This window comes from Halobacteriovorax sp. GB3, assembly GCF_028649655.1.
Classification (GTDB): domain Bacteria; phylum Bdellovibrionota; class Bacteriovoracia; order Bacteriovoracales; family Bacteriovoracaceae; genus BSW11-IV.
This window is the reverse complement of the sequence record NZ_JAQSLN010000003.1, coordinates 1,462,093-1,475,963: the sequence shown is the minus strand read 5'-3', so window position 1 is coordinate 1,475,963 and position 13,871 is coordinate 1,462,093. Positions and strand designations below refer to the sequence as shown.

At 36.2% G+C, this 13,871-nt stretch carries 16 protein-coding genes and 1 pseudogene; 13 read left to right on the top strand and 4 right to left on the bottom strand.

Going from position 1 to position 13,871, the window contains the following annotated elements; translation table 11 throughout:
- Window positions 1-457: pseudogene (locus tag HBN50_RS13540) on the top strand (hypothetical protein); the annotation flags it as partial.
- A 45-nt stretch (window positions 458-502) separates the two neighbouring features.
- On the opposite strand, the gene HBN50_RS13535 reads toward HBN50_RS13540, so the two are convergent.
- Window positions 503-937, bottom strand: a complete 435-nt coding sequence (locus HBN50_RS13535) for a hypothetical protein (protein WP_273870845.1) — start codon at window positions 935-937, stop codon at window positions 503-505.
- 82 nt (window positions 938-1,019) lie between these two features.
- Here HBN50_RS13535 and uvrC point away from each other — a divergent pair, with 82 nt between their 5' ends.
- Window positions 1,020-2,882, top strand: a complete 1,863-nt coding sequence (gene uvrC / locus HBN50_RS13530) for an excinuclease ABC subunit UvrC (protein WP_273870843.1) — start codon at window positions 1,020-1,022, stop codon at window positions 2,880-2,882.
- Between the two features lie 23 nt (window positions 2,883-2,905).
- Here uvrC and HBN50_RS13525 read toward each other — a convergent pair whose 3' ends face one another.
- Window positions 2,906-3,118: a hypothetical protein gene (locus tag HBN50_RS13525; protein ID WP_273870841.1), complete on the bottom strand. Its 213-nt coding sequence runs from the start codon at window positions 3,116-3,118 to the stop codon at window positions 2,906-2,908.
- Between the two features lie 147 nt (window positions 3,119-3,265).
- Here HBN50_RS13525 and HBN50_RS13520 point away from each other — a divergent pair, with 147 nt between their 5' ends.
- Window positions 3,266-4,132, top strand: coding sequence for a uracil-DNA glycosylase family protein (locus HBN50_RS13520; RefSeq protein ID WP_273870839.1), 867 nt, complete (start codon window positions 3,266-3,268; stop codon window positions 4,130-4,132).
- A gap of 134 nt (window positions 4,133-4,266) precedes the next feature.
- Window positions 4,267-5,391 carry a SpoIID/LytB domain-containing protein gene (locus HBN50_RS13515; RefSeq protein WP_273870837.1) on the top strand — a complete coding sequence of 375 codons (1,125 nt, stop codon included), beginning with the start codon at window positions 4,267-4,269 and terminating at the stop codon, window positions 5,389-5,391.
- A gap of 25 nt (window positions 5,392-5,416) precedes the next feature.
- On the opposite strand, the gene HBN50_RS13510 is transcribed toward HBN50_RS13515, so the two are convergent.
- A complete protein-coding gene (locus HBN50_RS13510) occupies window positions 5,417-6,061 on the bottom strand; it encodes a hypothetical protein (protein WP_273870835.1) in 645 nt (214 codons plus the stop codon).
- Window positions 6,062-6,257: 196 nt separating this feature from the next.
- Here HBN50_RS13510 and HBN50_RS13505 point away from each other — a divergent pair, with 196 nt between their 5' ends.
- The 4 genes from HBN50_RS13505 to HBN50_RS13490 all read left to right on the top strand — a co-directional run bounded on the left by HBN50_RS13505 (window position 6,258) and on the right by HBN50_RS13490 (window position 9,027).
- Entirely contained in the window at window positions 6,258-7,226 is a 969-nt protein-coding gene (locus tag HBN50_RS13505; RefSeq protein WP_273870834.1) for a hypothetical protein, read from the top strand.
- An 84-nt stretch (window positions 7,227-7,310) separates the two neighbouring features.
- Complete coding sequence (locus tag HBN50_RS13500; protein WP_273870832.1) at window positions 7,311-8,099, top strand: DsbA family protein; 789 nt, start codon at window positions 7,311-7,313, stop codon at window positions 8,097-8,099.
- A gap of 103 nt (window positions 8,100-8,202) precedes the next feature.
- Window positions 8,203-8,637 carry a hypothetical protein gene (locus HBN50_RS13495; protein WP_273870830.1) on the top strand — a complete coding sequence of 145 codons (435 nt, stop codon included), beginning with the start codon at window positions 8,203-8,205 and terminating at the stop codon, window positions 8,635-8,637.
- A gap of 111 nt (window positions 8,638-8,748) precedes the next feature.
- The gene (locus tag HBN50_RS13490; RefSeq protein ID WP_273870829.1) at window positions 8,749-9,027 is read left to right on the top strand and encodes an HU family DNA-binding protein; all 279 of its coding nucleotides are present in this window, start codon (window positions 8,749-8,751) and stop codon (window positions 9,025-9,027) included.
- Between the two features lie 56 nt (window positions 9,028-9,083).
- Here HBN50_RS13490 and HBN50_RS13485 read toward each other — a convergent pair whose 3' ends face one another.
- Window positions 9,084-9,530, bottom strand: a complete 447-nt coding sequence (locus HBN50_RS13485) for a nuclear transport factor 2 family protein (RefSeq protein ID WP_273870828.1) — start codon at window positions 9,528-9,530, stop codon at window positions 9,084-9,086.
- A 99-nt stretch (window positions 9,531-9,629) separates the two neighbouring features.
- On the opposite strand from HBN50_RS13485, the gene HBN50_RS13480 reads away from it, so the two are divergent.
- The 5 genes from HBN50_RS13480 to HBN50_RS13460 all read left to right on the top strand — a co-directional run bounded on the left by HBN50_RS13480 (window position 9,630) and on the right by HBN50_RS13460 (window position 13,867).
- Window positions 9,630-10,502: a LysR family transcriptional regulator gene (locus tag HBN50_RS13480; protein ID WP_273870827.1), complete on the top strand. Its 873-nt coding sequence runs from the start codon at window positions 9,630-9,632 to the stop codon at window positions 10,500-10,502.
- A 216-nt stretch (window positions 10,503-10,718) separates the two neighbouring features.
- On the top strand, window positions 10,719-11,264 hold the full coding sequence (locus tag HBN50_RS13475; protein ID WP_273870825.1) for a flagellar basal body-associated FliL family protein: 546 nt from the start codon (window positions 10,719-10,721) through the stop codon (window positions 11,262-11,264).
- A 46-nt stretch (window positions 11,265-11,310) separates the two neighbouring features.
- Window positions 11,311-12,330 carry a flagellar motor switch protein FliM gene (gene fliM, locus HBN50_RS13470; RefSeq protein WP_273870824.1) on the top strand — a complete coding sequence of 340 codons (1,020 nt, stop codon included), beginning with the start codon at window positions 11,311-11,313 and terminating at the stop codon, window positions 12,328-12,330.
- An 11-nt stretch (window positions 12,331-12,341) separates the two neighbouring features.
- The gene (gene fliN, locus HBN50_RS13465) at window positions 12,342-12,710 is read left to right on the top strand and encodes a flagellar motor switch protein FliN (RefSeq protein ID WP_337961806.1); all 369 of its coding nucleotides are present in this window, start codon (window positions 12,342-12,344) and stop codon (window positions 12,708-12,710) included.
- A gap of 11 nt (window positions 12,711-12,721) precedes the next feature.
- Window positions 12,722-13,867: a flagellar biosynthetic protein FliO gene (locus HBN50_RS13460; RefSeq protein ID WP_273870821.1), complete on the top strand. Its 1,146-nt coding sequence runs from the start codon at window positions 12,722-12,724 to the stop codon at window positions 13,865-13,867.
- The last annotated feature ends 4 nt before the right edge of the window (window positions 13,868-13,871 follow it).

Below are 13,871 nucleotides of genomic sequence, written 5' to 3'. Positions count from 1 at the left end.
TGGTGGAATCGGTGGAGTCGGTGGTGGCATCGGTGGTTACCCTGGTGGAATCGGTGGATATCCAGGTGGAAGTGGAGGCGTTATCCTAGGCCCAGGAATGGGAGGAGGACAACTTGGTGTTGGAGGAATGTATCCTTATCCAGGTATTTCTGGTGGTGGAAGCTACTGGGGGAACTCTGGTGGAAACTATTACAACCAATATCAAGCTCAATATACTCAGCAAATGGCGAATGCGGCCCAAAATCAAGCAGGACAGGCGCGTCTACAAGGTGTTATGCAGGATAATCAGATTGCAAATCAGGCACTTCAGCAAAATTATTATGATGCAGCTTCTGACTTGAACCGTTCGATGTACTATGGTGGAGCAAATACTGGCTATGGTTACGGAGCTGGAATCTATGGTGGACAATCGTATGGAATGGGAAATATTGGAGCACAGTTCTCGGTTAGATTTTAAAAAAAATTGATATAAAAAAGAAAGGCCCCATATTTGGGGCCTTTTTTATTTGTTGTGAATAAGTGTTTTAATGTCGTGTCTAAAAATAACTTCAACTTTATCATGATCAATTAAGCGATCAACTACACCAGGACCAAATTTTGGGTGATCGATAATATCACCTTTCTCAAACTTCGCTCTAATACTATACGATTGAGACTTCGTTTGGGTATTGCTGACAGCTTCCATCCAGAGGTCTGAAACAGAAGTTGCTGAACTTCTCTTTTTTCCTAAGCTCGAAGCAGCTTTCTTCGTTCTTGCTGTGACTTTCTTGGCCTTAACTTGTGATGGATCTTTATAAGAGTGAGTACTCCCACAAGTTTTACATGTTACTTTATAAATTGTATTGACGTCTTTCATTGCAACAATCAAATGTGCCAAAGTAAGCTTACATTTGTTACAATAAGAAAGAACTTCTTTACCTACGCCAAGTGTCGTCATGGATGTCCTTTTTCTGGGTGGAGAATTAAAAGTTGAAGGCATAAGAATATTCAATATAGGCGATAAAGTAAAGGCTGAAAGTTTGAGCAGGATAAAGACTACACTCCTAGACAAGTCAAAAACGTTCCCACGCTTAGCGGGTTGTTATTTACTTAAAAAGGTAAAAAATGATGAAGAAGTAGTCCTTTATGTTGGTAAGGCCAAGAATCTTCGTGCAAGAGTTCGCTCGTACTTTGATAACTCCGCTAAATCACCTAAAACTGAGATTTTAGTCGGTCATGTAAATGAAATCGATTTTATTATTACCGAGAATGAATCAGAAGCTCTAGTCTTAGAAAATAATCTTATTAAAAAGTATTCTCCAAAATATAATATTCGATTAAAAGACGATAAGTCTTATCCCTATGTTCTAGTTGATCGATCGGAACCCTATCCACGCCTGCAATATATAAGAAAACCAAAGAGAAATAAGAATACTGAAGTCTTTGGGCCTTTTGTTGTCGGTAGTAATATTTCAGAGGTTCTTCGTATTCTTACAAAGTCATTTCAGTTAAGAGATTGTAATTTACGAGAATTCAATTCAAGAAAAGAACCTTGTCTCCTTTATCAAATGAAGCAATGTAGTGCTCCTTGTGTTGATTATATTGAAAAAGAAAAATACGACAAAGATCTTGAAGATGCTCTTCGTTTTTTTAAGGGCAAGGGAAAGGAGTCAATTGAAATTCTAAAAGAACGCATGATGATGGCCGCAGAAAGAGAAGAGTTTGAATTGGCGGCAATGATTCGAGATAATATCGCAACACTTGATAGTTTTCTTGAATTCTCATCCCAAAGAAATGCTGAACTTGATGACGACAAAGACATTGATGTCTTCTCTTTTCATAATGGTGATATTGAAGTTGATATCTCTCTGTATATGACAAGAGGAGGAATTCTTTTAGGCCATAAAAACTTTCATTTTCCAAAAGCGGATTGTGAGGATGAGATTATTGATGAGGTCATGAATTTTATGTTTCAATATTATGCTTCAACATATGATTCACCTCCTAAAACAATCGTGTGCGATTTCGATCAAGAGAGAGTGGATGTATTTTCTAATGCATTAAACCAGATTTCTGAGCAAAAAGTAGATGTAAGAAGAGAGGGAAGAAAATATGCCTCTCTTATGAAATTAACAAGAGAACACGCAAAAGAACACCAACGCGTTCGAGTTAAGAATGAAGAAAGTGTCTATGTGGGGCTTAATAAATTGAAAGAACTTCTTTCTTTAAAAGAGCGCCCTGTTTATCTTGAGTGCTTTGATGTTGCGATCTTTCAAGGAAGTTCTCCAACTGCTTCTCAAATTGTCTTCCATGATGGAAAACCCGATAAGAAATCCTATCGACACTATCATTTAGAAGAAAGACCTGAGGGAAATAACGACTTTGCTATGATGAAAGAGATGCTCCAGAGAAGAGTTAAGCATGGAAAATTACCGGATGTTTTTATCGTCGATGGAGGTAAGGGACAAGTTAGTATGTTCCTTGAGGTATTAAAAGAGTGTGAATTGAATGTTCCTGTTTGCGGGATTGCTAAATCAAAAGTAAATAAGACAACTTCTTTTCGTGATACGAATATTGAAAAGACAGAAGAAAGGCTTATTATTCCTGGCCGCTCAAATCCCTATATTTTAACAAGGTGTAAATCTTTATTTCGAATTGTTACACAGATGAGAGATGAGGCGCACAGATTTTCAAGAAGACTTCACCATAAACAAGAAAAGAAAAAACTATTTAGTTCTTGGTTAGATCAAGTTGAAGGAATTGGACCAAAAACAAAAAGAGAGATCTTAAAACGATTAGATATAACGAAAGCTGAACTTGCGGCCATGGATGTTGATGAAATTGAACAATATTTGATGGTAAAAAGAAGTGTTGCCCAGTCGATAAAAAAAGTCCTGTCATAGACAGGACTTAGATGTTTGAAGGTCTAGTTAAGAATGTGGATCTTCTTTCCACCACCACTTCCACAATCTGGACATCTCGCGGTTTCTTGAACGTAGAGATTCTTATAATCAGACAGGTGAGTGTGGACGAGTTTAGATCCGCAAACTTCACATTCATTTGTTATTTTATTCACTTGCTCAGCATCGCCGAAATATTCTTCAAAAGTTTCGAACTTAAAATCCACATCTGCTGCCATGCATTCTCCCTTTAGTACTGGAAATTAAAAGGCATTTTTAGTGCCAGTAAAAACCAATTCGGAACTCTAGGGGATCTCTTTACTAGTGATGAAATAAATGAGAATTTGGGTAATAATTTACCTACCGATCCCAATAATTAGAGAAATATGAAAGAAGTTTTTGCCAGTAAATTAAAATCCTTGAGAGCTCATGAGTCTAAACGTCATTGGCTTAATAAGAACTTTGCAGGAGAGTTAATGAACTCGCCTTGGTTCTTAGATTCTTTGCCTCTAGAGCGCTCTGAGAGCGCAGATCAGGTCGTTAAAGTAGAGTTGGCTACATCTGAGCAACCGGAAGTCGCATTAACGGTAAATGAGACAGTCATGGCCCCTAAAGTTGAAACGGTCCAAAGTGAGCCAGCTGCACCACAAAAGAAGAGTTCATTTCAAGAACTGTCTAAGACTTCGAAAGAAAAACCAGAATTATCAGACTTTAAACTTGCTAGTGAGTACAACAGTTTTAACGATTACCTAAAAGATCTCAACCCTGCGTGGACAATGGATATGATTCCTGGACTTGAGGACTTTGATCAGCAAGTTGATATTCTCTTTTACGGAGAGAAACATATTCTCGATCCGATGAGTGAGGACTTCCCTCCGCATTCTCTTTTTAACAATGATCGAGATCTTCTTGGAAAGATGATCGGAGCAATGAAGATTGCTAATGGTAGATTTATTCGATCAAGTATCTTCTTTAGTGATGAGCGATCAAAAGAAAAACTGGCATATGAGATTCAGTATTTTAAGCCAAAGTTTGTTATGACTCTTGGAGCGAGTGCTCTAAACCTTGCTCTTGGAAGGAAGGAGAGGCTCTCAATTGTTCATGGCCAAAACTTTCAGGGTCAAATAAATGGAAAGAGTGGACAACATAATTATTCAATTGTGCCACTATTTCATCCCGATTTCCTAGAGATCAATCCAAGTATGAAGAGAACAACTTGGATTGATATGCAAAAAGTTATGGAGCAACTTTAGGATAGCTTGCTTCAAATTTCTTTTTTTGATTAAATATTAGAGTATTGTTGTTGGTCTCATGATGAGACCTTTGGAAATTTATGACAGGAAGTTATAAGAAAATATCTCTATTAATAGCGACTGCTTTTTTTTGCATGAGTGCATTGGCATACTCGCCAATGTCAATCAAAGTGAAAGTTGCTAAGAATCTTGGACAAGTTCAAGTTAGCGGACTTGATTTACAGAGAACAATTCATAGCCAAAATGATTATCGAAAATATTCTGGTCGAAAGAGAATTCGTTTTAATTGTAAGCGGTTTACAACGAACAATGAGGCTAATGATACTTTGAAGCGTCCTCATTTACTGGCTTCTCTTAGTTCTCCAACCGGACTAATTAGTTTAGAGAAAAATAAATTTCAGGGGAAGCTTCACGTTGTTACAAATCCCGAGAGCGAAAGCTGTGATGTAATCAATGAAATACCTCTAGAGTATTATATCTCAACACTTCTTGCTAAAGAGATGAATGCTAAGTGGCCAGTTGAATCACTAAAGGCCCAAGCTGTTGCAGCTAGAAGTTATGCGCTTCATAAAATCTACAGCAAACAAGTAAAAAGAAGTTTAGGACATGAAGGATATTATGACCTTGAAAGTTCTGAAAAGCATCAAGTGAGTGGCAACTTCTTTGATTCTACAAAGAAGACGGCCTTGGCCTCCTATAAAACAAAGGGTGAGGTATTAGTAACAAAAGAAGGAAAGGTTGTTCCTGTCTTTTTCCATGCTAGTTGTGGAGGACGAACTCTGCGACCTGATCAAGTATGGACTAATAAAGTAGATGGTTATAAAGCTGTTCATTGTGGCGCTTGTGAAGACAAGAATAAGTGGAATGGAACAATTTCAAGTAAGAGGCTTTATAAATTTTTAAAATGGGTGGAGAAGAAGAATTATCTCGATTTTAAAAAGGACTTAACTGCAACTAACTTTCGTTTCCTTTCTTCTTTAGAGAGCTCTAACTTTGTTAGAGTCTATGTAGGAGATCGTCCTTACAAGATTAAGAAGGCCTATTTTAGGCGGTACTTTGGAAGAACAATTGTCGACTCCAACCACTTTGATTTTGAATATGACTTTAAAAAGAAAGTTGCTAAATTCAAAGGTCAAGGTTTAGGACATGGTGTAGGGATGTGTCAAATCGGAGCGAGAAGGCTTGCTGTTAAGAATCTTACATACAAGCAGATATTAAAACATTATTTTCCCGACTTAAAACTAGTAACGTTATATTAAAAAAGCTCCCAGTTGGGAGCTTTTTTTAATTACAATTTACTTTTCTAAATGTGGTGACAATATCTGTCTGGCTTAATCCAACATAAGAACCATTATATTGTTCAAGACCACTATTAAGTATTCTCGTCATTTGAGCTGAATCTACACTTCCATAACCACAGTGGTTGTCTTCATCAAGAACAATCCCATAAGGGGCTCTAAAATTTGAAAGAGTTCTTTCATTAACGACATAAGGAAAATTATTTGGAGTATATGAACATAATGATACGAAAACATTATAACCTACGACAGATGATCCGTTTGTTACTTTTGCAACAGCGAGTACATCCCCATAGATACTTGCACCAATGAAGATCTTTGAAAGTGGACCTGAAATAGGTCCTTCTGCAAAGTTTCCAGCAAGAGTCGTTCTCGTTCCTGAAGCAGAAGTGTTATAAGTATATACATTATTTAATCTTGTTCCTTGCGTACAAGAGACTTGATTGATAATGCTTAAAATCTCGCTAGAATTTACTGTTCCACCTGTATTAACATTCGGATCGTAACCAGAAAGATTACCTGAGTTAGATGAACTAACAACATTCTTTTTCCCACAAGAGACCATAAGTGTCAGTAGTAGAAAAATAATAGCTGTAATTCTGGTTTTTTCGCCAAACTTACGGACTTGCATTTGTTCTCTCCTTATCCCGGGAGGGACTTTAATCCTATACAAAATCCATATCGGTAATGTGGGCAAATACTTGACTCTTATTTTTAATTTAATTGAATTTTTTGACATTTAGCCGGTCAAAACTGAAAAAAATGTCAAATTCTCTTATGATTAGGGCCTCTTCTCCCGAAAAGAAAACATATTGAGGGAGTGTTTAGTGAAGAAGTTATGGACCTTATCATCTAAGATCTTTAAAGATTTATGGGTTGTCTTTAATATTAAAAAAGCATTAGAAGATGAAGAAATCAAATTTAGACTTCTAACAACTTTAAAAATTACTGGGATAACTTTCTTTACCTTCTTAATAGCTTTCTACTTCATCGCGGTAAACCTAAATATTACTCTTCTTTTTTTTGAGTCTCACGGTTACACAAATCTTCCGGAGTTTCGATCGATCTATTATGATTTTGTGTCGAGAAGGGCGATTGAGACATTTCCACTGATTTCTCTCTATTTGATATTTGTTGTGTTTACAAGCATGTATATCTCGGATCTCTTACTTAGACCTTTTAGAGCTATTGCAAAGTATTGTGATGACTACTTAGATGGAAAGAGCCCAAGTTATGACCCCGCTTTTTTCACCGATTTAAAGCTACTGAGTAACTTCAGTGAGTGGTTCTTTAATACGATCGAAAGCTTTTATGAAAATGAACGATCGATTACGCTGAAGATTCCAAAGAAATTTACAAAAATTCATCGCCCATTTTTAGAAAAGAATTTTCTATTTCACTATGCTTTTGCGATTATTCTTCTCTCTGTTGGTACTTTGTTTATTACCTACACAATCTCAATTGATGTTTACTCTGAAGTTATTGAGCTTGCGAGAGAGACAATATCTACAAATAAAGAAGTTACTTATTTTTTAAAAGGACTTGGAGTTGAATTTCAAAATACTCTTTATGGAATCATGGTTGTGCATGTATGCTTGAGTTTTTTAGTCGTGTTTCACCTTTATAATAAGGTTGCAGGGGCCTCCTTTGGTTTCTTTGCAACAATGAGGTCTTTTATTAAAGGTAAGTATGATGCAAGAGTCCATCTCGTGGGTTACTACTATGTGAGGGACTATTCGCGTAAATTAAATCGCTTTCTAAAGAAAGTTTCTGATGATTTCCAGGAAAAAAGTTAAGGAATGATGTTTCCCATTCACTAATTTACCATTTTGATTTAATATTCTCTTTAAAATAACAATTTTTAACAAAGGGTTTTGTTAATGAACAAGTTGATCTCTGTTGCTACTCTAATGCTTGCCTTCGCAATGACTGGGTGTAACGTCTCTGAAAAACAATTAGAAGAAGCATTGGTAAAGAATCCAGATATTCTTGTAAAAGCTATCGAAGCTAATCCTGGAAAGATTATGCAAGCTCTTCAAACTGCTGCTAACAGTGCTAGACAAGAGCTAGCTAAAAAGCGCGAAGATGAAGAAAAGAAAAGATTTGATGAGAGTTTTAGTAAACCACTAGAGCCAATGATTAGAAAAGACGAGTCTGTAAGAGGAACTAAAAATGCTCCTATTACAATCGTTGAGTACTCTGACTTTCAGTGTCCATTCTGTACAAGAGGTTTTGATACAGTTAAGAAACTACTTGAAACATATGAAGGTAAAGTAGCATTTATCTATAAGCACCTTCCACTAAGTTTTCATAAGCAAGCAATGATTGCATCTCAATACTATGAAGCGATCAGACTTCAAGATGAGAAAAAAGCATTTGAATTTCACGATCTTCTTTTTGCTAACCAGCAAAAAATTCAAATGGGAGAAAGCTTTCTTAAAACTATGGCAAAGAAAGTTGGAGCTGATATGAATAGAGTTGCTAAAGATATTAATTCTGAGGCAGTTAAAAATAGAATTAAACAAGACCTTGAAGAAGCTGCAAAGTTTGGAATGCAGGGGACTCCGGGGTTCCTAGTTAATGGTGTTCCTGTTAGAGGAGCTTACCCTCTTGATCACTTTGAAAAAATTATCTCAAAGCTAAAAGAGATGGGAAAAATTAACATCTAAGAATGTCTTCTAATCTAAATTTTCTATTAAGGGCCGAGCAATCGGCCCTTTTTTATTTGATATCGACGGCAATCTATATTTAAATAAGATTAAGGGGTTATCAATGGAAGATTTAACGTATTCAAATCTAGGTAATAAAATCACAAAAAGAGTTGGTCACGGTGAATTTGATCAAACGAGTTCTCTGAGTGACTTTGTAAAGTATGAGACTGAAGGTCTAATTACTGAATACGAAATTATTATCGCCTTTTGCAATGATCTCAAAAGTGTTCTTGATAAAGATTCTATAAAAGAAATGATCAAAGATATTTTAACGATAGAAAACAATTTAAATATTCTATCCAAGAAGCATTTTGTTCGCTTTGAACTTCCTGATTTAGAAGAGTTTTACAAAAAGCTTTCTCCAGTTTTATTGCAATCTGTTTATGAAAATGTTGATGGATCATTTGATATCGATAGCGTACTGCACGGCTGGATGGAGTCTTTAAGGATTGCCATAGAGGAAGAACTCTATCTTTGGCAAGAAAAAAACCTCTAAAAATTCCTTTTTTCAAAATATTCAAAAAAAAGAAAAAAAACCATTGTCAAAGTGCCTCTTGGAGAACACAATTTCTTATAACCCTATAAACACTAGCCTCTAGGAGTATGTATGAACAAGAAAGAGCTAATGGAAGCAATCTTAAAAGACAAAGAATTAAGCCACCTAACTAAGAAAGAAGCTGAGCTTTTCCTTAACAGAATGATGGACGTTGTTAAGAAAACTGTTAAGAAAGGTGACGATGTTGCTCTTATCGGTTTTGGAACTTTCTCAAAAGTTAAAAGAGCTGCAAGAATGGGTGTTAACCCAGCAACTGGTGAGAAGATCAAAATTAAAGCTAAGACTCTTCCAAAATTTAAGCCAGGTAAAGCTTGGAAAGATATGATGTAATTCAACCTTTTGGTTGTTACAAATAGGAAGGCACGCTAATGCGTGCCTTTTTTATTTTAAAACATACTATTTCCGCTAGCTGTATCAGTCTTAACTTCTTGTATAACATCCCAGTGCTCAACAATCTTTCCATTTTCTAGTCTAAAAATATCAACAATGGCCTTGCCTTTATCTTTCTCATTTTGTTTTGAGTGAACGTGGATCATTACTAGATCACCTTGTGATACGACTCTTTTAATACTCGCACTAGAATCTGGATTCTTTTTAAAGTAGCCAGTGAAATAACCATAGAATGGCTTTGCTCCGTTTGGAACATAAGGGTTGTGCTGAATGTACTTGTCTCCAATATATGTATCGGCGGCAAGCTTTGGTTTATGTTTATTAAAGGCCATGTCATAGAAATCAACGACAACTTGAGCATTTGATTTCTCTTTTTTATCTTGAATACTTGAACAAGATGTAACGATTAAAGCAATAAGTGAAAGTGTAATTAGTTTTTTCATAATTCCTCCTAAGTGTTTAGATATCATATGCGGAAAAATAGAATTCTATTAGTCGTATATTCTTGTAGTTATTTTACGAAATACCGTATAATTAGAAGTATGTATCTAGATGGAATTTATGTCTTTATTAAGGTCGTTCAACTTGGAAGCTTTACACTAGCTGCTAAGAGATTGAATATGCCAGTCACAACTGTAAGCGGTCGGGTTTCACAGCTTGAGCAAAAACTTGGCGTAACTCTATTAACAAGAACGACAAGGAAAATATCATTAACTCTTGAGGGGGAGCGCTTCTATAGAGGCTGTGAAAATGCTATTTCCGAGCTAGAATATGCTCATGAAGAACTGGGAACATCAAAAGAGCATGTATCGGGAACATTGAAGATAACTGCACCTAGAGATGTTGTTCGTTTTTTATTAATGGACATTGTTTTAGAATTCAAAAAGAAATACCCAGACATCGAAGTTGAAATGATGGCAACAAATAGACTGGTTGATCTTGCTATCGAGGGTATTGATTTGGCCGTTAGAGTTGGACCCTTGAAAGAGTCGAGCCTTATTCAATCGAAGATATTTAGCTCAAGTGCCCATCTCTATGCATCTCCAAAGTATTTAAATACATTCTCAAGCTCTTTATCTCTTAAAACGATTGGTGATGCGGAGTTTCTTCTTTATACAGGACAAAAAGAGCAAATAGAGTTAATGAAAGGCGATGCGACTTATCTTATTAGTGATTTGATAACATCGGTTAAGGTCGATGATATGGAGCTATTAAAAGAGTTAGCAATTAATGCAAAAGGAATAGCTTCTCTTCCTGATTTTATTTGCTTAGAAGATGTAAAAAAAGGACGTCTTCTTAGAGTTCTTCCAAGTTTTACGAGTGAACAATATCACTACTACTTTCTTTATCCATCAGCGAAGTTTTTACCACAAAGAGTGCGAAGCTTTATTGATATGGCCCGAGAATCGCTTTAAGTCTGAGCATTTTTATAGGGTATCAGAGTGCACCAGGGCCTGTGATGTCAAACAGTTGACGTTTATTTTGAAGAAAATCAAAGAATTTCGGCAAAAACTGCCAGCAAATCTATCTAGGGCTTGAATCTTGAAGCCGCAATTTGTATAATTTTTGACAGTAGTAGGAAAACAGTCGAAATTTTTTCCTATAATTTTTTAAACCAGGATGGTGAATAAATGGCAGATGGAGATGCTAACGAAGAATTCCAAGGTGAACCGGCTCCTGCTGGAAAAAATCCCCTGCTAACAATTGTAATGATTTTAAACGTCATCGTACTTGGCGTGATTGCTTATTTTCAATTTGAAAATCACAAAAAGATTTCGAGTATGCCTTCTATTCAAGACATTGTGAAAGAGGCGAATAAAGATACTGATTCTGATAAATCTGAAATGACTGGTGAAGCTAAAGAGATTGGTGGAAAACTATTTCCAATTGAAGGTGGCTTTACAGCAAACCTTGCTCAAGGTGATGGACCTAAGAGATTCATTAGAACAAACCTTGTACTCAGAATTAGTGATGAATCTGATGAGAATGAAGTTAAACAAAGAAAGGCTCAAATTAGAGACTCGATCATTACGATCCTTAACTCTAAAAGACCAGAAGACCTATTAAAGGTTCAAGGGAAAGAGTTTTTAAAAGAAGAGATTAAAGCAGCAATTAATTCTTTTCTCGTTAAAGGAAAGGTTGTTGACGTTTATTACGTCAGTTTTCAAATTAACTAAACTAACAAGGATTGTTAGTTGCTAAATTTTCCCAGGAGGGGAGAGTATGGCACAGGTACTTAGTCAAGAAGAAGTCGATGCTCTATTGAACGCCGTTAGTGATGGTGATGATGATGATTTCATGGCCGGAGGCGATGATGATTTCGGCGCCGATGAGGGTGATGAAAATATACAGCCCTATGATCTAACGAACCAAGACCGTGTTATTCGTGGTCGAATGCCTATTCTCGAAATTATTTACGAGAGATTTATTCGATCATTCAGGGTATCACTTTCTAACTCTCTTAGAAAAATTTCTACGATCTCGATGATTTCAACAGACCTTTTGAAGTTCGGTGAATTTGTAAACACACTCCCGATTCCTTCATGCATGTGTATCATGAGGTTCAATGAACTTAGAGGTCCCGCACTTCTCGTTTTCGAATCAAAACTAGCTTACGCAATCATTGATTCTTATTTCGGTGGAACAGATCGACCATTTACAAAAATTGATGGGAAGGAATTTACATCGATTGAACTTTCTTTCATGAAGAAAGTTATGGATATGGCGATTTCAGATCTTGAAGAAGCATGGGCGCCAGTTCATAGAATTGATGCTCAATACATTAGAACAGAAATTAACCCGCAATTTGTTGGGGTTGTTCCTCCATCTGATGTAATTATCGCAACGACTCTAGAAGTGGAGTTTGAGTCAGCTTCTGGAACAATCATGATCGTTGTTCCGTATTCTACAATTGAACCAATTAAGCAAAAACTTTCATCAAGTTTTCAAACTGATAATGATATGGCCGACAGTATCTGGACTCAGGCAATGAACGAACATATCAAGCAGGCCATGGCCACGCTTGTCGTTAAGCTTGGTGAAGCAGACATGACTGTTGGTGACCTCATCACTCTTGAGAAAGGGGATATTATCCCACTCAATCAAGAAGCTTCAGGTGAAGTGAGTGTTGAGGTTCAAGGTGTAGAAAAAATGAAATGCCTTATTGGAACTCATAAGGGTAATAGGGCCATTCAAGTAACAAATGTAGATAAAAGTATACCAGTCGAAGTACTGGACGAATAAGGGGTTAGGCCATGAATGAACTTGAAAATCAAGACAACGTAGAATCAATCAATGCTGTGAAAGTTCAAAAGCTTGCTGATGAAGTCAAAGCTGGAGATGATGCGCTTAATAAACTAAAGGTACAAAATTTAGATTTTATTCTCGATATTCCACTCAAGGTAACAGTTGAGCTTGGAAGAACAGAAGTTGTTATCAAAGATTTGTTACAACTAGGACAGGGTTCTGTTTTAGAACTTGATAAACTTGCCGGTGAGCCATTAGAAATTCTTGTGAATGGAAAGCTTGTTGCTAAGGGTGAAGTTGTTGTTGTTAACGAAAAATTTGGTATTCGTCTGACTGATATTATTAGCCCAATCGAGAGAATTGAAACATTGAAATAATGGGAATTGACATGAAAAAGACACTTACTTTTCTATCATCTTTACTTTTAATCACTAACGTAAGTTTGGCAAAAACTGAAATTAAGTCGCTAAACTTCGAAAAAATTAGTGCTGATAAGGCGAATGTTAAAATTCAAATGAATGGTGAGATGCAAGAAACTCCAGAACTAACGATCAAAGACAATATTGTTCAAATCGTAGTTCCTAGTTCATTTGTATGGCCGAAGATTGAAAAGAAAGTAACGGTTTCAAATAACTTTGATACAACGTTAATGGCCTACCAATTTAATAAAGAGCTCGTTAGAGTTAGAGCGATTCTTCCTTACTCACTTAAAGGAAAGGAAGATCAAGTCAGTTTAACTCTAAATGATGATAATGTTGTCTTATCTCTTCCAACGACAATGGCTAAAACTAAGTCTATTCCAGTTGTTTCAAAGAACACTGCCAGTGCCAATTCTAATAAACTCGAAAAATTTGATGAGAGTTATCTAGAGAAACTTATCAAAGATAAAGAAGTTAAAAAAATTGCAGAGGCAGCTAAGACAGTAGAGACAAAAGTAGAGAATAAAGCTGTCTCTAAAGATGTTGTTAGCACAAAGATGTCATCAACAATTCCTTTTGCAAAAGAGACGAAAGAAAGTAAGAGTGAGTCTTTCTCTCTAATGTCTTATGTTTCAAAGATTGTTGCTTTCTTAGCTCTGATTATCTTAGGCTTCTATGCTGTCATGAATTTAATGAGAAAAGGTGTTCTTAAAAAAGGAAAACTTGGTTTTTTAAATGATACTAAGTTAGTTGAGGTTCTAAATACAACTTATATTGCTCCTAAGAGAAGCGTCATGATGATCAAAGCTCATAATCAGGTCTTCTTAGTTGGATCGACAGAGCAAGGACTTCAAGCTCTTGGTGAAATTAATGATGTAACAGGACTTATCAAGCAAGGTGAAAAGGAAATCGCCGGAGATAATTTTGATACGAATTTAGGGCTCGCTGAGCATTCACAAAAAGATTTTAAATTGAAAGAAGTACAGGCTCCGGTTACTGAAGAAGAACAAGGGGAAGGCCTGGCAAACTTTTTGCAAAATAATCCAGTAGGTGATCAGGTAAAGCTATCTGATCAAATTAAGTCCAAGGTTAAGGGACTGAAATCTTTCCAATAGGAAG

What these genes read in the sequence shown, in the direction of transcription:
- HBN50_RS13510 (WP_273870835.1), bottom strand. Translation starts at nt 6,061, where the DNA reads ATGCAAGTCCGTAAGTTTGGCGAAAAAACCAGAATTACAGCTATTATT.
- HBN50_RS13490 (WP_273870829.1), top strand. Translation starts at nt 8,749, where the DNA reads ATGAACAAGAAAGAGCTAATGGAAGCAATCTTAAAAGACAAAGAATTA.
- fliM (WP_273870824.1), top strand. Translation starts at nt 11,311, where the DNA reads ATGGCACAGGTACTTAGTCAAGAAGAAGTCGATGCTCTATTGAACGCC.
- HBN50_RS13515 (WP_273870837.1), top strand. Translation starts at nt 4,267, where the DNA reads ATGAGTGCATTGGCATACTCGCCAATGTCAATCAAAGTGAAAGTTGCT.
- HBN50_RS13520 (WP_273870839.1), top strand. Translation starts at nt 3,266, where the DNA reads ATGAAAGAAGTTTTTGCCAGTAAATTAAAATCCTTGAGAGCTCATGAG.
- HBN50_RS13460 (WP_273870821.1), top strand. Translation starts at nt 12,722, where the DNA reads ATGAAAAAGACACTTACTTTTCTATCATCTTTACTTTTAATCACTAAC.
- HBN50_RS13495 (WP_273870830.1), top strand. Translation starts at nt 8,203, where the DNA reads ATGGAAGATTTAACGTATTCAAATCTAGGTAATAAAATCACAAAAAGA.
- HBN50_RS13535 (WP_273870845.1), bottom strand. Translation starts at nt 937, where the DNA reads ATGACGACACTTGGCGTAGGTAAAGAAGTTCTTTCTTATTGTAACAAA.
- HBN50_RS13525 (WP_273870841.1), bottom strand. Translation starts at nt 3,118, where the DNA reads ATGGCAGCAGATGTGGATTTTAAGTTCGAAACTTTTGAAGAATATTTC.
- HBN50_RS13500 (WP_273870832.1), top strand. Translation starts at nt 7,311, where the DNA reads ATGAACAAGTTGATCTCTGTTGCTACTCTAATGCTTGCCTTCGCAATG.
- HBN50_RS13475 (WP_273870825.1), top strand. Translation starts at nt 10,719, where the DNA reads ATGGCAGATGGAGATGCTAACGAAGAATTCCAAGGTGAACCGGCTCCT.
- HBN50_RS13485 (WP_273870828.1), bottom strand. Translation starts at nt 9,530, where the DNA reads ATGAAAAAACTAATTACACTTTCACTTATTGCTTTAATCGTTACATCT.
- fliN (WP_337961806.1), top strand. Translation starts at nt 12,342, where the DNA reads ATGAATGAACTTGAAAATCAAGACAACGTAGAATCAATCAATGCTGTG.
- HBN50_RS13480 (WP_273870827.1), top strand. Translation starts at nt 9,630, where the DNA reads ATGTATCTAGATGGAATTTATGTCTTTATTAAGGTCGTTCAACTTGGA.